16 protein-coding genes and 1 tRNA gene are annotated in these 18,933 nt (G+C 54.2%); 8 read left to right on the top strand and 9 right to left on the bottom strand.

From position 1 onward, the window contains the following. Positions 1-633: 633 nt before the first annotated feature. The 3 genes from IM273_RS20520 to IM273_RS20510 all read left to right on the top strand — a co-directional run bounded on the left by IM273_RS20520 (position 634) and on the right by IM273_RS20510 (position 5,336). Complete coding sequence (locus IM273_RS20520) at positions 634-1,230, top strand: response regulator transcription factor (protein ID WP_193051858.1); 597 nt, start codon at positions 634-636, stop codon at positions 1,228-1,230. A gap of 2 nt (positions 1,231-1,232) precedes the next feature. Then, positions 1,233-4,565, top strand: a complete 3,333-nt coding sequence (locus IM273_RS20515) for an ATP-binding protein (protein ID WP_193051859.1) — start codon at positions 1,233-1,235, stop codon at positions 4,563-4,565. Positions 4,566-4,649: 84 nt separating this feature from the next. Then, positions 4,650-5,336 (top strand): response regulator transcription factor, encoded by a 687-nt coding sequence (locus tag IM273_RS20510; RefSeq protein ID WP_041911170.1) that lies wholly within the window; start codon positions 4,650-4,652, stop codon positions 5,334-5,336. Positions 5,337-5,414: 78 nt separating this feature from the next. On the opposite strand, the gene IM273_RS20505 is transcribed toward IM273_RS20510, so the two are convergent. Both IM273_RS20505 and IM273_RS20500 read right to left on the bottom strand, forming a co-directional pair. Continuing rightward, positions 5,415-7,361: a TonB-dependent copper receptor gene (locus IM273_RS20505; protein ID WP_193051860.1), complete on the bottom strand. Its 1,947-nt coding sequence runs from the start codon at positions 7,359-7,361 to the stop codon at positions 5,415-5,417. A gap of 144 nt (positions 7,362-7,505) precedes the next feature. Then, positions 7,506-8,420: a LysR family transcriptional regulator gene (locus tag IM273_RS20500; protein WP_028015613.1), complete on the bottom strand. Its 915-nt coding sequence runs from the start codon at positions 8,418-8,420 to the stop codon at positions 7,506-7,508. Between the two features lie 101 nt (positions 8,421-8,521). On the opposite strand from IM273_RS20500, the gene IM273_RS20495 reads away from it, so the two are divergent. Further along, positions 8,522-9,454, top strand: a complete 933-nt coding sequence (locus IM273_RS20495; protein ID WP_193051861.1) for a DMT family transporter — start codon at positions 8,522-8,524, stop codon at positions 9,452-9,454. 37 nt (positions 9,455-9,491) lie between these two features. Here the strand turns inward: IM273_RS20495 and IM273_RS20490 are convergent. Continuing rightward, positions 9,492-9,568, bottom strand: a tRNA-Asp gene (locus IM273_RS20490). Positions 9,569-9,700: 132 nt separating this feature from the next. Continuing rightward, complete coding sequence (gene dnaQ, locus IM273_RS20485; RefSeq protein ID WP_028015611.1) at positions 9,701-10,432, bottom strand: DNA polymerase III subunit epsilon; 732 nt, start codon at positions 10,430-10,432, stop codon at positions 9,701-9,703. A gap of 64 nt (positions 10,433-10,496) precedes the next feature. Between dnaQ and rnhA the strand changes: the two genes are divergently transcribed. Next, entirely contained in the window at positions 10,497-10,964 is a 468-nt protein-coding gene (rnhA, locus tag IM273_RS20480) for a ribonuclease HI (protein ID WP_028015610.1), read from the top strand. Here rnhA and IM273_RS20475 read toward each other — a convergent pair whose 3' ends face one another. Further along, entirely contained in the window at positions 10,965-11,681 is a 717-nt protein-coding gene (locus IM273_RS20475) for a class I SAM-dependent methyltransferase (RefSeq protein ID WP_193051914.1), read from the bottom strand. It lies immediately after the preceding gene. A gap of 32 nt (positions 11,682-11,713) precedes the next feature. Here IM273_RS20475 and gloB point away from each other — a divergent pair, with 32 nt between their 5' ends. Together gloB and mltD are read left to right on the top strand one after the other, a co-directional pair. Further along, positions 11,714-12,472: a hydroxyacylglutathione hydrolase gene (gene gloB / locus IM273_RS20470; RefSeq protein WP_041911174.1), complete on the top strand. Its 759-nt coding sequence runs from the start codon at positions 11,714-11,716 to the stop codon at positions 12,470-12,472. Between the two features lie 68 nt (positions 12,473-12,540). Further along, positions 12,541-13,905: a murein transglycosylase D gene (mltD, locus tag IM273_RS20465; protein WP_193051915.1), complete on the top strand. Its 1,365-nt coding sequence runs from the start codon at positions 12,541-12,543 to the stop codon at positions 13,903-13,905. A gap of 52 nt (positions 13,906-13,957) precedes the next feature. Here mltD and IM273_RS20460 read toward each other — a convergent pair whose 3' ends face one another. The 3 genes from IM273_RS20460 to IM273_RS20450 form a co-directional block, all read right to left on the bottom strand. After that, positions 13,958-14,731: a class I SAM-dependent methyltransferase gene (locus IM273_RS20460; protein WP_028015606.1), complete on the bottom strand. Its 774-nt coding sequence runs from the start codon at positions 14,729-14,731 to the stop codon at positions 13,958-13,960. Between the two features lie 75 nt (positions 14,732-14,806). Then, positions 14,807-15,607 carry an endonuclease/exonuclease/phosphatase family protein gene (locus IM273_RS20455; RefSeq protein ID WP_028015605.1) on the bottom strand — a complete coding sequence of 267 codons (801 nt, stop codon included), beginning with the start codon at positions 15,605-15,607 and terminating at the stop codon, positions 14,807-14,809. Between the two features lie 136 nt (positions 15,608-15,743). Beyond that, positions 15,744-16,919 (bottom strand): MFS transporter, encoded by a 1,176-nt coding sequence (locus tag IM273_RS20450; RefSeq protein ID WP_048960748.1) that lies wholly within the window; start codon positions 16,917-16,919, stop codon positions 15,744-15,746. A 104-nt stretch (positions 16,920-17,023) separates the two neighbouring features. Here IM273_RS20450 and yafC point away from each other — a divergent pair, with 104 nt between their 5' ends. After that, positions 17,024-17,929, top strand: a complete 906-nt coding sequence (gene yafC / locus IM273_RS20445; RefSeq protein ID WP_028015603.1) for a DNA-binding transcriptional regulator YafC — start codon at positions 17,024-17,026, stop codon at positions 17,927-17,929. A 28-nt stretch (positions 17,930-17,957) separates the two neighbouring features. On the opposite strand, the gene dkgB is transcribed toward yafC, so the two are convergent. Next, on the bottom strand, positions 17,958-18,761 hold the full coding sequence (gene dkgB / locus IM273_RS20440; RefSeq protein ID WP_193051916.1) for a 2,5-didehydrogluconate reductase DkgB: 804 nt from the start codon (positions 18,759-18,761) through the stop codon (positions 17,958-17,960). Positions 18,762-18,933: the final 172 nt, after the last annotated feature.

Genomic DNA, 18,933 nt, shown 5'->3' with positions numbered 1-18,933 from the left:
GCGTCAGATGTATATCACCATGATCCACGGTTGCCAGAGATGATTTTTCCGGTACGAACGTTACTGACGCTGAAAGAGAGATTTCTTCGTTATTCACGGGTAGGTCCTGGATAATAAAATTACAGCGTTTACATTGTTATGATGAAAAAGCGCAGGTATTAACAGTTACATGTCTGTTATCTAATTCAGGCACAAATTAACAACATATCCTTATAAATGATAGTACCTTCGCTCTTTGCGCTATTTCCCGTCCTGATTTTTCCACAACCAATTCATGATTTCAGAAAGTTTATTCTGAGTAACGCCTGAGTAATACCTGATATTCAACCTGAACAATAAGGAATTCCTTTCCGTACCTGAGAAATATCGTCCTCCATGCCGCTATTTCGCGATAAATAACAAACCATTCAGCTGCTCCGGAAAAAATCTCTATCATAGAATGTGAAAACGTCGTTACTTTACCTTTCGGTTTTAAATCAGGATCGGCTGATGCCCCCCAGCAACTATACAGCCCACCACTTTTTAGCTACTCTTTTTCACCTCACTCTGCTCTACACTGTAAGAGTGATGCTAAAGCGCCATTCGCTAAGATGTGCGGTGAACACCTGTCTTTTCCTTGCCGGATCGGATGTCATGCTAAAAACAGTTCTGATTGCCGACGACCACCCTGTCTATTTATTAGGCTTGCGCACATTGCTGCAGACGCGCCCGGACCTTTATCGGGTCGTTCACGAAGCGCTCAGTGCTGATGAACTCATGAATAAACTGGCGAGCGAGCCTGTCGATATCATCATCACCGACCTGAGTATGCCCGGCACGCGCAGCCCGGACGGATTAACCATGATCCGCTCGCTGATTCGCCATTATCCGCAGAGCATGATTGTGGTGGTCACCATGATCACCAATCCTGAGCTTCTGGACTCGCTGCGGCGCAGCGGGGTGCATGCCGTTCTCAACAAAGCCAGTTTGTCCAACAATCTGCTGCAGACGCTGCGCAACACCCTGCGGGGGCAAATCGAACCGGTGAAGCCTCAGGCACAGTTGACCGAACGGGAAACAGAAGTGCTGCGCCTGCTGGTGCGCGGTTTCACCGTGAACGAGATCAGCGCCCAGCTTAACCGGACGAAGCAGACCATCAGTACGCAAAAAAAGAGTGCCATGAGCAAACTCAACGCCAGGAATGATTTCGAGTTGCTCCAGTGCGCGCAAAGCCTGGGGCTGGTTAGCTGAGCATGCGCAGAAGCTGGCTGGCGACATTATTTATCCTCATGCTGATAAGCGGGCACGCGGCGGCTGGTACGCTGCGCGTGGGCCTGCTGAGCGCCGCGCCGCCTTTTCTCGCTATCGATCGGCCGCCGGGAATTCTGGATGATGAACTCAGCATATTGTTTAGCAATACGACGCTGCCGGAGGTCCAGCGTTTTAGCGACCCGGCAACGGCGCTGGATGCGTTAAAGCGAAAGCGCATCGATGTGTTAATCGCCGCCCGGCGTCCTGCAGCCGATCTGGTCGCCAGCGAGCCAATGTTCGCTTTCCCGCTGGCGTCCCTGAGCATAAAAGAGGGACGCGGCGGTACACTGTGCTTTCCGGAATTACCCTCAGAGGTCGCGACCCGCTGCTCTGCGACGGGTTCAGCCTCACCGGGGGAAAACATCAGGCAGCTGGCAGCAGGGAAAGCGCGGGAATTTATCGCCCCGGAGTTTGTTTTACGTAACTGGCTGACCCACTCCCCCGCCACCACGCTGACCCTGACGCCGCTGGACGATACTCCCCCGCTACATTTTCGTGCCTGGGCTCTGCCTGAGCAGGCAAACACGCTGGAAATCTTCAACGAGCGTATTCACACCCTTAACCCGGAAGACGCTGAATGGCTGGAACAAAAGTGGCTTTTGCCGGACGGCAGCGTCTTTGACGCCCGCCATTCCCCCGTGAAAGAAAATGCGCCCAAAATCACGCTGCACGTTTTGCTTCCCGCTATTTCGCCGCCAATGGTCACACTCACGCCTGACGGGCATATTCAGGGGGTATGGCGCGATCTGCTGCTCAATCTGTTTCCGTCCAACCTGTATAGCCTGACCTTCAACCTTGATGCGCCCCCGCTTCAGTATGCGGAGAACACGTTGCGCATAGTCGCCAGCGCGACGCCACCGTCAAAGAGTGCCATCACGTTTGACTCACTGAGCTGGGCCCTGCTCAGTGAGGACAGCAACCCGCTTTCCGGCTCCTTGTCCGCATTACAGCATAAGCGGATTGCCGTCATACGCATCTCTCCGCTTGTCACGTTACTGCGTCAGGCGATACCTGCGGATAACCTGGTGCTGGTTAACTCGCTCGATCAGGGTTTTGAATTGCTCAAAGCCGGAGGCGCGGACGGGCTTGCGGGCGATGCGTTTATACTCCATCACCTGCTGCGCCAGCATAACGCCAGCAATCTGTCGCTGACGCCGCTGGCGCTGCCGGAAGTGCCGCTATGGTTTGTACCAAATATTTCTGACCCGGCGGATGCCAAAAGGGTGAATGCGGTCATGGCGTCCGTAACGCAGGCTGATATCTACGCGAGCCTTAACCTGTCGCAGGCCGTACAGACGACACCCACCGCCCCGGTGCAATCGTTATGGCTGGTCATGCTCGCCGTGGTGGCGATTTGCGCAGCATTCGTCGCCCTGCTGACCTTTAGCGCCGCGCAGAGCCAGCGACGCCAGCGCGAGCGGGACACGGCAGAGCTGCACAACGCGCTCTCACTCTGGCAAACTCTGATGAACAATGTCCCGGTGCCGCTGTTTGTCTGCGATCCGACCGGGCGGCTGACGCGCTATAACGACTCCTTTATTCACTCACCGTTACTCACGGCACTGCCCGAAGAGGGCGCCCCCTTTTCCAGCCTGCCTTTGGGCGAGCTTGCCCAACAGTTTACGTTGCCGCATCGCCTCTCGCTGCTCCATGCCGCGTCGCCGTTAACGGGTGAAACCACTCAGAACAATTCCACCCTTTACTGGTGGCTTTGCCGCTATACCGATACGCGGGGGCGGCCTCAGGGCGTGGTCGGAGGCTGGATCGATATCACTGAAAAAGCCGCGCTGACCGCTGCGCTCAATCAGGCGCTGGCGCAGGCGGAGCAGGCCAGCACTGAAAAATCGAACTTCCTCGCCCGCATGAGCCATGACATTCGTACCCCACTCAACGCCATGCTGGGCCTGCTTGAGATGGAGCGCGACAAAAGCGAGTCCCTCAACATCGCCTGGCAGGCAGCCGGGTCATTGCGCGACGTGATTGGCGGCGTACTGGATTTGTCGCGCATTGAAGCAGGCGAGTTAAGGCTGGAGCCACAGGCCTGGCCCCTGTGGCAGACGCTTAACGCCAGCGCGGAGATTTTTGCCAGCAGCGCCAACGCTAAAGGTCTCCACTGGCGCAGCGAGTTGAACGTGCCGCACGACGGCTGGTTCCTGTTCGATAAAGCACGGCTGAATCAGGTCATCGCCAATCTGTTAGGCAACGCCATTAAATATACGCCGCAGGGAGAAATTGTTTTTCACGCCGAGCTCAACGGTGAACATTTGCAGCTGTTGATTCGCGACACTGGCATCGGTATCCCGGCCGATGCCCTTCCACACCTCGGCCAGCCGTGGTTTCAGACTGACAGCAGCACGCCGCAAAGCAGCGGGCTGGGGCTGGCGATCTGTTACCAGTTAGTCGAGCTGATGGGAGGCGTGCTGACGATAGCCAGCGAAGCGAGGAGCGGTACGCAGGTGACGGTGAGCATACCGCTTCATGTCGCCAGCCCGGCGGCAACGGCCGATGAGACACCTGTAATAACCCCGCTGCCACCGCATCGCATTATGATCGTTGACGATTTTCCGGCAAACCTGACGGTGTTAGCGCTCCAGCTGCAGGAGCTGGGTCAGGAGGTTATTCCTTGCGCCAGCGCTGGCGAAGCGCTTGCGCGCCTGGAAAACGAGCCGGTGGATATTCTGATAACCGACTGCCAGATGGCCCTCATGGACGGCTATCAACTTACATCGTTAATACTCCTGCGCGATATTGCCGGCAGTATCACCGCGCCCGCCGCTATTCTCGGTTACACCGCCAGCGCGCTGCAGAGTGAGGACGATCGGGCAAAACATGCCGGGATGGACGCGTTATTGCGAAAACCGCTCTCCCTCAATGCCCTGCATCAGGCGCTGGCGCAGCAATACAGCCTGCGCAATCAGGGGCCTGACCTCAGCGAACTCCGGCGTCTGGCCAACGGTCAACCGGAGATCATGACCCTGATGCGCCAGCAAATGCGCGAAGCCATTACCCTTGATATTCGACAGCTACGGGAAAACACCCCGTCACCGCAAACGCTAAGCCAGCTCGCGCATCGTCTGAAGGCCTCCTGGAGCCTTTTTGCCATGTGCAACGCCACCCGCACCTGTCAGGCAATTGAAGTGTTGCCGGAGATGCTGGCGGCAGGGGTCATAACGGCTGAAGCCCTGCCTGCGCTGACATCGCGTTTCTGCGCGCGCATGGAAGCCAATCTGCAGCAACTCGATACCGCACTGAAGGAAATATCTGACAAGTACTAAAGAATGCTCTGCACAGGCTCTGTATCTTTCTGGTCATCCGGCGGCGTTATCCCTACCGTCGCCCACATTTTCGAAGGAGAAACCATGAAAGTCCGTATCGCTATTGCCGATGAGCACACCATTATCCGTCGTGGCGTCTTATCCATGATCACCAATATGCCCTCTCTTTTCAGCGACGGCTCACCCCGCCCGGAGTTTTGCATTCAGGGCGATACCGCAACGCCATCTGAGCTGCTTTCACTGCTATCCCAACAGCCTGTCGACATTCTGTTCCTTGGCTTTTCTCTTGCCACCAGCCAAACCGTTAACCCGCTCAACGGAATGGACGGCGTATTGCTGATTAAATGGCTCAGCCGTAAATATCCGCAGCTTAAAATCATTGTGCTTTCGCCCTACAAAAACACGCAGCTTATCCGCATGTCGCTGGAGGCAGGCGCCAAAGCCTATATTAGTCGGGACACCTGTGAGAAAACCCTGAGCAGAACGCTGACGTCAGTGATCAATGGGGAAGTCTATATTGAGCGCGAGCTGATGCATTCCCTGTTCCAGACCGGCGCACAAACGGAGCAAGAGCTCTCGCCCCGTGAAATTGATGTGTTGCGTATGCTCTGCAAAGGGATGAGTCTGACAGAGATCGCCAGACAGCTGCATTTGAGTAATAAAACCGTCAGCGCCCATAAACTGCGCGCGATGGAAAAACTGGGGGTAAACAGCGACTGTCAGCTCTATTGCCTGCTGGCGAAAACACAAATGTTCGATATTGCTATCTGACATAAAAAAACCGCCTGTAAACAGGCGGTAGAGGCAAACGTACGCCTCAACGGTCGCTCTCAGCAATGACGCTCAGGATCAGAAATGGTATGTCATAGCCAGCCACCAGACGCGCCCCGGTTCAGGGATTTGCTGATTTGCGGCGTATCCGAACTGGCTGGCGCCCGCCAGGTTGAGGTGCTCGCTGTAGTATTTATTGAACAGATTCTCAATACCCACGCGGGACTCAAAATGGTCGTTAAATGTGTAGCCCGCGCTCCACGAAAGCACACCAAACCCCGCGCTCGGGCCGAGATCCTGGCCGGTGACGTTACCTTTGTTTTGCGCCACGCGATGCTGCGGCGCAACCACTCGCCACAGTAATCCGGTGCGCCACTGTTGCCCGGTATAGTCCAGCGCCAGCCGCCCTTCGAGCGGCGGCATCTGCGGCAGCGGCTGTTTATCGCTACGATTCTCGCCCCAGGCGTAGCTCAGGCTTCCCGTCAGTGCCCAGTTGGGCGTCAGGCTCCAGCTTGCGCCCGTCTCCGCGCCCATTACGGCGGCATTGATGTTGCTGGCCTGCGACGGCGTGCGGCTATAATCAAACAAAATGTAATCGGTAGTTCGCCCGACATAGGCCGATGCCCAGGCGCTAACCTTGTCGCCGTGTAACTGCACGCCGCTATCCCATTGCAGGGTCTTTTCTGTTTTCAGCTGACGAAAGCTTTGTTCTCCAGCCTTGCCGGAAAATAGCTCCCAGTAATCAGGAAAACGTTCGGTATAACCGATGCCGCTATAAAGCATGACGGGTGCGTCAGGTACGCGATACTCATAGCGCGTGAATGCGCCGGGCAGGAGGTCGTGCCGGGAGCTATTTTGCGCGCTGCGTCGATCGTCCGCGCGAATGCTATCCAGTCTCGCACCCACGATGACCGTATCGTCCGCCGTGACGGACTGGCGCCATTCGCTAAACAGACCCGCCTGGGTAAAACGGGCATCGTCACGCCACGAACCCACGCTTTTTTTACGGTGACTTTTACGCATTACGTCCGCGCCGGCGGTAAGCGTGGTGGTTTCATCTTCCCACACGCCGGCAAGGCGGCTGCCCATCACCACGCCGCCAACTTCAGACTTACGCTTCGGTCCAACGGGCTGACGCAGGCTGTAGTTATCCATGATGTGGTCAGTATCATTGGCATAGAGCTGCCAGCTAAGTTTGCTGACGTGCTCGCTCAGGTGATATTTCTCCAGTTTTAGCGCCGCGCTTTTACGGGCAAAACGGCTACCATCCATCATCCGACCCGCATAGCGGGCTTTACCGTCGCTGGCTCCCACGCTTAGCTCTGCCAGCGTGTCCTCATCAGGCGTGAGCCCAACCGTGACGCCGCTGTTCCATCTGCGCCACAGGCCCGGCACGCGGTTGCCATGACCATCCCGGTAGTCATCCGCCTCCGAATGATTACCGTCCAGGCGGACGTAGCCGCGCGGGTCGCCAAACGCGAGATTAAGGTTTTGATCCGCGCGTCCGTTAGCGCCCCGCAGCAGCTCAGCGCTGCCTTTTAGCTCAGGTACGCTGAAATAGTCCGGCTGGCGTTCAAAAAGCAATGTTCCGGCGGACCCCATTGGCCCCCAGAGCACGCTTTGTGGGCCTTTGATGACGGTTATCGTGTCGTAACTCTGCGGAGTGATATAGGCCGTTGGGGTATCCATGCGCGAGCCGCAGCCCCCCTGAGTGCTGACGCCGTCTGCAAGCAGCGTCAGCCGGGAGCCGAACATTCCGCGCAACACCGGATCGCCGTTACTCCCGCCGCTGCGCAGTACGGAAAAACCCGGGATGTTTTTTAGCGCGCCCGCACCGTCGCTGGCAGGCAATTGTTGTGCTGGAGTATGAGCCGGAGCAATAAATGACGCGGGATCGCGATAATACCCCTCAACGGTCATCGACTCTTCAGCGTATGCCGGCAAAGCGGTGGCACAGCAGAGAACCAACAAGAGTGGACGGGAGGCGAGCAGGGAACGAACACCGCTCGCGGTGATACCAGACATAGCACAATTCCGTTTCGGTAAAGAAAATAAGCAAGGCGCTTATTGTCTTCATCCCCAGCAGCGGAATACACGACCTGCGGGCAAGAAGGCCCTCAGAGAAATCAGGAAATATCTGGCGGATAACGGAAATCTCAGGGACGCAGTTCAGCGCGCTTCGCCCAGGCGTGCCGTTTGCTGTCGTAGAAAATCCATCAACCGCAAACAGGCCGGAGAAAGCGGCTGCCCGACGTTTTTGACGATGCCCACATCCATATAGGTAATGCAGTCGTCAATGGTGCGCCGGATCACGCGCTGACCGCCGAGCGCCCACGGGCGATAGACCAGATCGGATAAAATCGTCACTCCCTTTCCCTGCGCGACCAGACTTCGAATCGCCTCAAAGGAGTTGGTGCGAAAATGAATGTCAGGATGACAGCCCCTGCTTTGCCAGTAGTCGGATATCACATCGGGATAGTCGTCCGTCACCAGCAACAGAAATGGCGCCTTTTCCACATCCTTTAACCGAAGCTCCGGCACGCTGAGAAGAGGATGGCCGATGGCGGTCCATAACCGGCGCGGCGAACGGATCCACGTTTCGACCTCAAGCGTACTATCGTGGCTGATATTGGAGGTCAGCAAAAGACAAAAATCGAGATCTCCCTGACGCAAGGCCTGAAGCAGCTGCGATGCGGGCGCCTCATTAAATGCCGTCTCCAGCAGCGGAAAACGCTGCGCGATATCGCCCCAGAGATTGGGCAGCAGATAAGCGGAAAGGGTTTCGGCAATGCCGATGCGCACGACGCCGTTAATCGCCTCAGGCTGCTGATGGAGATCCTCCACCGCCGCGCGGCTATCGTGGAGGATCTTGCGGGCATGATTGAGAAATCGCTCGCCGACGGGAGTTAACTGGATCCCTTTTGCATGACGGATAAAGAGAGGGGCATTCACCGCCTCCTCCAGGTTGCGCATAGAGACCGTCATGGAAGATTGCGATATATGACAACGGCTGGCCGCTTTGGAAATTTGTAATGTTTCCGCTAACGCAATGTAGAACTCAAGTTGCCTGAGAGTAAACTTCATAGTTTCAGCCAATACCGTGAGATGAAAATATTATATTAGCATTTAATTCTGCACCGGCAGTACTCTAAAGGCAGACAAAATGTTTATTATCAGGAGCCTCTATGCCCTATTTTTTACTCAGTCTCGCGGCCTGTTTTTGGGGGGGTAATTATGTCGTCGGTCATTTACTGGTGGCGCAGGCAGACCCGATTATATTATCCGCCGCACGCTGGATAATTACGGCTCTTCTTTTATCGATGCTCTATATCAGACAGATTCGCGCCCAGTGGCCGATGATGAAAAAGGCGAAAGGTACGATCATATTTCTTGCGCTGTGCGGACAGGTTATGTTCCCACTCACGCTGTATATCGGTCTGCAATATACTTCATCTCTTAATGCAGCTATTTATTTATCTACAACGCCTGCCCTGGTTTTATTGATAAATAAGCTGGTCTTTAAAGAGAAAATATCAGTACAGAATATTGCTGGCGTTGTTCTCAGTTCATTGGGCGTCGTCTGGCTGGTCATGCAGGGCGATCTGCTGCATCTGGATACGCTTAAAAATCTGAATCGCGGCGATATCTGGACCATGGGCTCTGCCGCCAGCTGGGCCGTTTATTGTGCTTTCTTGCGGATGAAGCCGAAAAGCGTCGGTGGGAATGCCTTTGTGGCCGTGAGCGCGGTCCTCGGTGCCATGGTGTTGTTACCGGTACTGGCGATATCGTTGATAAAGACCGGCTTACCTGACTGGACGGCCTATACCGCACCGGGCTTTTTAAGCGGGCTGATGTACCTGGTGGTCTTTCCTTCCTGGCTCTCTTACCTGCTGTGGAATAAAGGCATTGCGGCTATCGGTGCAACCCGCGGGGAGATTTATTCCCACCTTATTCCGCTGAGCGGCGGTCTGTTCAGCGTGATGTTCCTGCACGTTACGTTGCATTCGTATCATCTGGTCAGCACGGTACTGATTCTGTTTGGCATTGCCCTCTGCTCTCGCGCCTCGCAAAGGAAAGTCGCGAAGAGCGAACGCGCAGACGAAAAAGTACAGATATGAAAAAGGCCCACGTTATAAATAACGTGGGCCTGAATAGTGGCGGAACGGACGGGACTCGAACCCGCGACCCCCTGCGTGACAGGCAGGTATTCTAACCGACTGAACTACCGCTCCACTGTTCCCGCTTGGGGAACGAGGCGCATATTACGGTGTGCCTCCGATCTCGTCAACGCTTTTTCTCACGTTTTGAATCGTTTGCTGCAAAATTCACCCAACCGATGATTTTACAGGCATTGTGGCGTTTTTTCAGGCGCGCCACATACAGCTTCCGCCCTTCTTCTGAACCAGGTCGAGACGGGATTCATGGTTAAGTAGCTCTTCATCACTGGCTAAAACAACCCGCAAGCGGCTTGCCTGACGGACAACGCGCTGAATGCCCGCTTCGCCCTGCGTCTGCTGTGACTCATTTTCCATACTGAACTTCATCGACGTTTGTCCGCCGGTCATTGCCAGATAGACGTCGGCCAGGATCTGGGCATCGAGCAATGCCCCGTGCAGCGTTCGCTTGGTGTTGTCTATTTCGTAACGTGAACAGAGCGCATCGAGGCTGTTACGCTTGCCGGGAAACATCTTCCTCGCCAGCGCCAGGCTATCGGTCACTTTGCAAAAGGTGTTTGTTTTCGGAATATCGCGATGGAGCTTACTAAACTCATAGTCCATAAAGCCGATATCGAACGAGGCGTTATGGATAATGAGTTCGGCGCCTTTGATGTACTCCAGAAACTCGTCTGCCACCTCTCCAAAGGTCGGTTTATCCAGCAAGAACTCATCGGCAATACCGTGAACGCCGAACGCCTCTGGATCCACCAGCCGATCGGGTTTGAGATACACATGGAAGTTGTTCCCCGTGAGACGACGGTTCACCACTTCAACGGCACCGATCTCAATGATCTTATGCCCTTCGTAGTGCGCGCCGATCTGGTTCATACCGGTGGTTTCGGTATCGAGGACAATCTGGCGAGTAATTGCAGTGCTCATAGCGGTCATTTATGTCAGACTTATCGTTTAACTGAACGTTTCAAATACAGGAAGTCTACCAGAGATGCGTAAACAGGTAGAAATTTTCACCGATGGATCTTGTCTCGGCAACCCAGGGCCCGGCGGCTACGGCGCGATTATGCGCTATCGCCAGCATGAAAAAACTTTTAGCGAAGGCTATTTCCTGACCACCAACAACCGTATGGAGTTGATGGCGGCCATTGTGGCGCTGGAAGCCTTAAAAGAACACTGCGACGTGGTGCTCAGTACCGACAGCCAGTACGTGCGCCAGGGTATCACCCAGTGGATCCACAACTGGAAAAAACGCGGCTGGAAAACTGCGGATAAAAAGCCGGTTAAAAATGTCGATCTCTGGAAGCGGCTGGATGCGGCATTAGGTCAGCACCAAATAAAATGGGAATGGGTAAAAGGGCATGCTGGTCACCCTGAGAACGAACGCTGCGACGAACTGGCGCGCGCGGCGGCTTTAAACCCGGCCCATGAGGATGCAGGCTACCAGCCTGAATCCTGATCAGGGCTTTCTGTACTGCCGCGTTGCGCCAACGGTCTGCCGGATAGGCGTTTTCGATTTGCTCTGCTTCATCGGGTTAAGCGTAAGGGGGATGGTTCGCTTACGCGCGACGATAAACTGCATGCAGCCTAAGGCGGGCAAATGCGTGCTTAACAACACTCCCCCCTTCCGCGCCCACGGCAGTACCTGAAAACCGCCGTAGCAGAGCACTTCAAAGTTCAGCAGTGAAAGCCAGTCGAGCTGGCGCATCATGGTGAACATTCGGCTGTTATAGGGTGGCGTTCGGCGCAGCACGGGTACCAGCTTGCGCAGCCCCATCAGGCTCAGCGGATTGAATCCGCTGAGGATCAGCCAGCCGTCATCAATCAGAACGCGATCGGCTTCACGCAGCATACGGTGAGGATCGCTGCACCAGGGCAACGCGTGTGCAAGAAGGCATGCATCAACGGATTTCTCTGCGAACGGCAGATGCAACGGGTCTGCCTTCACCTGAACCGGCGATCCGCCGAGAGAGACGTTAACCTGATGTGAGATAGCGCAGCTTTCGGTATTGATTTCCGCGCTGAGATTGCCAATCTTAAGCAGGTGAAAGCCATACAATTTCGCGAGCCAGGGCTTCAGCTGCTGCTCCAGTGCCTCGCGATAGTATTCACCCCAGGGCAATTCCGCCCAACGTTCCGGTGCTGCGACAGTCTGAGGTATCCTTGCCGGTTTCATCAAAACACCCGCCACGTTATAAGAGGTAATGTATGAATCTTATCAGTATTCCCGCTTTTGAGGACAATTACATCTGGGTTTTGGTCGATGACGAGCGTCGATGCGTCATTGTCGATCCCGGCGAATCCGCCCCTGTACTGCGCGCCATAAATGATAACGGCTGGCAGCCTGACGCCATTCTGTTGACGCATCATCATAACGATCACACTGGCGGCGTGCAGGAACTGCGCGCCCAATTTCCGCATCTTGTGGTGTACGGACCGGCTGAGACACAAAATAAGGGAACGACGCAAGTAGTCGAAGAAGGCGAAAATATCCTCATCCACGAGTGGGAGTTTTCCGTATTTGCTACACCGGGTCACACTTTGGGACATCTGTGTTTCTACAGCAAACCTTATCTTTTTTGTGGCGACACTTTGTTCTCTGGCGGCTGCGGAAGACTGTTTGAAGGCACGCCGGAACAGATGTATCAGTCTTTACAAAAGATAAGTGCGTTACCGGATGACACCCTTATTTGTTGCGCCCATGAGTATACATTAGGAAATATGAAGTTTGCTGCAAGCCTCTTACCTGAGGATCGGGCGATTCAGGATTATTATCACAAAGTGAAGGAGTTACGTGCAAAAAACCAAAATACACTGCCCGTAATTCTGAAAAATGAGCGCCAGATTAATTTATTTTTACGAACAGATGATATTGATTTAATTAATAAAATTAACCAAGAAACAAATTTGCAACAACCAGAACAGCGATTTGCATGGTTAAGGTCAAAGAAAGATAACTTCAGATAAATGCGGGTTGCCTTTTCAAAATTTCGCCGTTATCATCGCTCGTCTTTTAAGCAACTATTGACACACACATGAAGGCAAAAGCGATATTACTCGCCTCTGTCCTGCTTGTAGGTTGCCAGTCGCAGAACGACAGCAACGTACAACAGCACGCACAGAGCCTTTCTGCAGCTGGTCAAGGGGAAGCAGGGAAGTTTACAAGTTCGGCGCGCTGGATGGACGATGGGACATCTTTCGCGCAGGAGCAAGACTTGTGGACCTCTATTGGCGACGAGCTAAAGATGGGAATTCCGGAAAACAGCCGGATTCGCGAACAGAAACAGAAGTATTTAAGAAATAAGAGCTATCTCCACGATGTAACGTTACGGGCAGAGCCGTATATGTACTGGATAGCCGGGCAAGTTAAAAAACGTAACATGCCTATGGAGCTGGTACTCCTACCCATAGTGGAGAGCGCTTTTGACCCACACGCGACGTCTGGCGCCAATGCCGCAGGCATTTGGCAGATCATTCCGAGCACCGGGCGAAACTATGGTCTGAAACAGACCCGCAACTATGATGCGCGTCGCGATGTTGTCGCTTCAACGACAGCCGCTCTCGACATGATGCAACGTCTGAACAAGATGTTTGACGGCGACTGGCTGTTAACGGTCGCAGCGTATAACAGTGGCGAAGGTCGTGTACTGAAGGCAATGAAAGCGAATAAAGCACGGGGTAAATCCACCGATTTTTGGTCGCTCTCACTGCCACAGGAAACGAAGATTTACGTACCGAAGATGCTGGCCTTGAGCGATATTCTCAAGAACAGCAAGCGTTACGGTGTACAACTGCCAACACCAGACGAAAGTCGTGCACTGGCGCGCGTTCGCCTCAGCAATCCGGTTGATATTCAACAAGTTGCTGATATGACGGGTATGTCGGTAAGTAAATTGAAAACCTTTAATGCAGGCGTTAAAGGCTCGACGCTGGGGGCAAGCGGCCCGCAGTATGTGATGGTTCCGCAGAAACATGCGGCGCAGTTACGTGAGTCTTTAGCATCGGGTGAAATTGCCGCCGTTCAGTCAACGCTGATCGCCGATGCTTCATCCGTTAGCAGCCGCAGCTATAAGGTGCGTTCAGGGGATACCCTTTCAGGCATTGCCTCACGTCTTGGCGTGACGGCGAAAGATCTGCAGCAGTGGAATAATCTGCGCAGCTCTGGGCTGAAGGTGGGTCAGACACTGACGGTGGGTGCAGGTAACAGAGCACAGCGTCTCGCCAGCAACAGCGATAGCATCACCTATCGCGTGCGCAAAGGCGATTCACTGTCCAGTATCGCAAAACGACATGGCGTGAACATCAAAGATGTGATGCGCTGGAATAATGATACTGACAATCTGAAACCGGGCGACCAGCTGACGCTGTTTGTGAAGAACAGCGCCACGCCAGACTCCTGATAACACGATCGAAAGATAAAAAGGCACCGATTCCCCTCGGTGCCTTTTTTGTTTATCCCGCTTTTTGCGCTTCAGCCATGATGGTATCGCTCGTAAATGAGCCATCCGCCTGCAGTTCAAAGTACGCCTTCACCTCTGCGGACGCACTCTCCTGGTAAAGCCTAATTGCCTGGCTTAACGCCTCCGGGGTACGCATACGGGCTATCCAGGAGCTGAACTCCAGCGGTAAACGGTCTGTTATTAACGAGCGCGCAATCAGCCCGGCTTCAGTGATAAACGATAACCACTCCCCGCTGGCGTAGTTTTGCACGTGCGAGGTATCGCGCAGCGCTTCGACCGTCTGCAGCCAGATATTACGCACCGGATGTCCGGGAGACATCACGTCCATAATGATGAAGGTGCCACCCGGCTTCAGAACACGTCTGACTTCGCGCAATGCCTGGCCGACGTCATGCCAGTGGTGTGCGGAATACCGGCTGATCGCGACATCAAACGACGCGTCATCAAACGGTAAAGACTCCGCATAGCCCTGCCGCGTATCAATATTGTTCAGCCCTTTCGCTTTCGCCGCCTCAGCAACGACGTCCAGCATTTGGCTCGATAAATCATATGCGGTAACGTGGGCTACCTGCTGCGCAGCCGTAAAGCTGGCGTGCCCTGCCCCACATCCCAGGTCCAGCACGTGCGCCTGCGGGAATGCCGCCAGACGTTCACCGAGACGCACCAGATCGCGACCTGAAGCATGCACGGCGCTGCTCAGATAAGCACTTGCCTGAGAACCAAACTGTTTTTCTACGTTGTCATGATGGGAGTGTGTTGTTGTCATCGTACTGTCCTTTGTTGGTTAAAAATAAAAGGGCAGCACCCGCGCGGCCTGCCCCACGGCAGACCTGACACACCATTATTTATCAGGTTTGCCGGGACTGAATTCAACGAGTAGAGGGTTGTGATCCGAAGCGCGCGTCACCAGTACAGAGGCGTCGTGCACGCTCAAACCGCGATAGAAGACAAAGTCGAGAGGACGACCAAAAGCTTTTTTACGCTGGTCATCACTGAAGCGAACTTCACGCAGCGACATTTCGCGCGCAAAGCGATACAGCGCATTCATGCGCGGACGGCTCCAGGCATTAAAATCGCCTGCCATGATGATGGGCCCGCTGTGATGCGCAATCTGATCGCCAATAGGAAGTAACTGCTTACTATACACATCCACGCCGAGGCTAAAGTTTACCGCGTGGATATTGACGACCATCAGCATACGGGTATCCGGCAGCGGATAGACCGTCACCAGCGCTGATTTCGCCAGACGCAGGATAGGTTCGCGCTCGCGGAGCGGGCAACAGTAGACCGGATGGGCAGCAGAAAGCGTCATTACGCCAGAGGGATGCTGCGGCAGAACAAATGCCGGCACCTGGTCGGCGGCAAGGTAATTCGTGGTGGCAAACCGTACCAGTTCAGGGGTAGTTTGCGCCTCCTGGAGCAGAACCAGGTGGGCATCTTTTCCAAAATTTTTGAGTACCGATAACCACTCCGCGCGCTGCTGCTTGAAGATATTCCAGACCAGAACCCGGATTTTATCATCGCTGCTTAACGGTGTGCCGGCGGGTAATGCCTGGCTTATGCTCGCAAACGACCCCGGAGGTAAGATCCTCTCCGCGGGCATTCCGGCAACATAACGCATGGCATAGGTATTTTTTCGCACTTTTGGAAACAGCCCCTGTAACATGAACCAGCCCTGAAAACGGACTGGTTCTAATGTTATAGGGACTTTAGGTCACACTTTCAACGCAATTTCTGAGAAACCGCTTTCCAGTTTTGTAAGCAAGCACTTACTGATGTTATCCCAGCGCTACGCGGGCTGGCTTATCGAGGCGTCCACTCAGGCCAATCAGCAGGAAGGCGACCAGGACAATCACCGCGCCAATCCATGGGGTCTGGGTTAATCCGAAGTGTTCGACGGTTTGTCCGCCAATAATGGAGCCCAGCGCGATACCAATATTAAAAGCGGCAATATTCAGACCGGATGCCACATCCACCGCATTCGGCGTATAGAGCTCGGCTTTCTGGACAACGTAAACCTGAAGCCCTGGTACATTACCGAAGGCGAAGATCCCCATCACCAGTACCGTGACCAGCGCGGCGTATTGCATTGAAGCCGTGAACTGGAAAATTATCAGCAGAACCACCAGGGCGGCGAAGATAAATTTCAGCGCCGGTACCGCACCATGCTTATCCGCGAGCTTGCCGCCCCAGATATTGCCAATGGCCACAGAAATACCGTATCCCAGCAAAATCCAGCTCACGGCATTCGGGGAGAAGCCCGCCAGGTCCTGCATCATCGGTGCCAGGAAGGTGAAGGCAGTGAATACGCCGCCATAGCCCAGAGCCGTAACCGCATAGATGATAAGCAAACGCGGATGGGTAAGCACTTTCAGCTGATCGCGCAGGCTGGCGCTCGCCCGGCCCGGGATATTCGATGGTACCAGCAGCAGGCTAGTCACCAGAGCGATAACGCCCAGTAAGGAGACGGCCAGGAACGTTTCACGCCAGCCGAAATGCTGTCCGATAAACGTTCCCAACGGTACGCCTGTGACCAGTGCGACGGTCAACCCACCGAACATGATCGCGATCGCTGAAGCCGCTTTCTCTTTGGGGACCAGGCTGGTGGCAATGGTGGAACCAATCGAGAAGAACACGCCGTGTGCCAGACCGGTCAGCAGGCGGGCAATCACCAGCGTGGTGTAGTCCGGTGCCTGCCAGGCCAGAATGTTCCCGGCGGTAAACAGCACCATCAGCGCGACTAACAGCTGCTTACGCGGAAAACGTCCGGTCAGGGCCGTCAGCACCGGCGCGCCGACGGCAACGCCCAGGGCGTAGATGGACACCAGCAACCCGGCTGAGGGCAGCGAGATGGCAAGCTGGTTAGCGATGGTGGGAACCAGTCCCACGATAACAAATTCGGTCGTGCCAATTGCAAAGGCACTGATCGTCAGGGCAAGTAGCGCCAGTGGCATAAAATACTCCGTATCATCAGGATTAAGATGACAGGCAGTATGCGCCAGTGCTTAAATAACAAAAATGGTCAAAATATCAATAGAATTTTGCAGGTGGTGCAACAATGAAAGCAACGTCTGAAGAGCTGACAATCTTTGTCGCCGTCGTCGAAAGCGGCAGCTTTAGCCGCGCAGCCGAGCAGCTGGGACAGGCTAACTCGGCCATTAGCCGTTCGGTGAAAAAGCTGGAGATGAAGCTCGGGGTAAGTCTGCTCAACCGAACGACACGGCAGCTCAGCCTGACGGAAGAAGGGGAACGTTATTTCCGTCGCGTGCAGTCGGTGCTGCAGGAGATGGCCGCAGCGGAGACGGAGATTATGGAAACCCGCAGCACGCCGCGCGGGTTGCTGCGCATTGATGCTGCCACGCCGGTTGTGCTTCATTTTCTGATGCCGTTAATCAAACCTTTCCGTGAACGCTATCCGGAGATGACGCTCTCTCTGGTCTCGTCCGAGACGTTTATTAACCTCATCGAGCGGAAAGTGGATGTGGCTATTCGGGCGGGAACCCTGACGGATTCCAGCCTGCGGGCCCGCCCGCTGTTTGCCAGCTACCGTAAAATTATCGCGTCGCCACAGTATATTGCTGAACATGGTAAACCGGAGACGGTTGAAGAACTGAAGCAGCATCTGTGCCTGGGCTTTACGGAGCCGGTGTCGCTGAACACCTGGCCTGTTGCCTGTCATGATGGCCAGCTTCATGAAATTACCTGCGGGTTATCGTCTAACAGCGGAGAAACGCTGAAGCAGCTTTGCCTGGAAGGGAATGGGATCGCCTGCTTGTCAGACTATATGATTGATAAAGAGATAGCGCGGGGTGAACTGGTAGAGCTAATGGCCGATAAACGTTTGCCGGTCGAGATGCCTTTCAGCGCGGTGTATTACAGCGACAGAGCGGTAAGCACGCGCATACGCGCCTTTATCGACTTCCTGAGCGAGCATATAAAAACAGCTCCCGGAGGAGCTGTGTGAGGGTTCGGGTTACAGAGGGAGGGTCTTATTAATCCCAGTCAGGGGCTAAACCTTCCGGGCTCACCAGGCGGTCGTTGCACTCCAGTGCTGCGATCGCTTTTTTATCATCGTCATCCAGATGAAGATCCAGCGCTAGCAGGTTGCTGGCCAGGTTTTCGCGCTTGGTTGATGATGGGATCACGGCATAGCCTTCACCCATTGCCCATGCCAGAATAACCTGCGCAGCAGTCGCGTTATGCTTCTTAGCGATACGGATAATTACCTCGTCTTTCAGAGCCTTACCGTAGGCCAGCGTCATGTAAGAGGTAATATGGATACCGTGCTGCTTTGCCCAATCTACGACTTTGCGGTTTTGCAGGTATGGAGACAGCTCAATCTGGTTGGTCGCAATATTCTCAGCGCCAACAGCGGCAATCGCCTTTTCCATCAACGGGATGGTGAAGTTGGAAATACCAATTTCACGGGTCAGGCCCTGCTTTTTCGCTTCCAGCAGCGCCTGCATGAATTCTTCTACGGAGACGGCATCGTTCGGTGACGGCCAGTGGATCAGCGTCAGATCGACATAGTCGGTACGCAGTTTCTTCAGGCTCTCTTTCAGGCTTGGGATCAGCTTGTCTTTGCTGAGGTTTTCGATCCAGATTTTGGTGGTGATGAACAGTTCATTACGCGGTACACCGCTCTCTTCAAGAGCCTGTCCAACGGCAGCTTCGTTTTCATAGATCTGTGCCGTATCAATTGCGCGATAGCCAAGTTCAAGAGCGGTTTTAACTGATGCGATAACTACGTCGTCTTTCAGGCGGAAAGTGCCAAGACCGAATGCAGGGAGAGTCATAATATTCCTCAATCGTTATGTTCGTTAACTGAGGACGATTATCGCTGGCGGTGTTATAGAGAAAAAGATCGTAAAACGCAGAGGATTTTTGCTAATTTCGCAATAATTAATCGTCAGATATGAAAAAAGCCCTGAGCGTTAACTCAGGGCTTTTAATAAGTGGCGGAACGGA

The sequence above is a fragment of the Enterobacter cloacae complex sp. P13B genome (genome assembly GCF_014895915.1).
In the GTDB taxonomy this organism is placed as follows: Bacteria; Pseudomonadota; Gammaproteobacteria; order Enterobacterales; family Enterobacteriaceae; genus Enterobacter; species Enterobacter bugandensis.
Note: the sequence above shows the minus strand (reverse complement) of the source record. Positions and strands in the feature narration are given on the sequence as shown.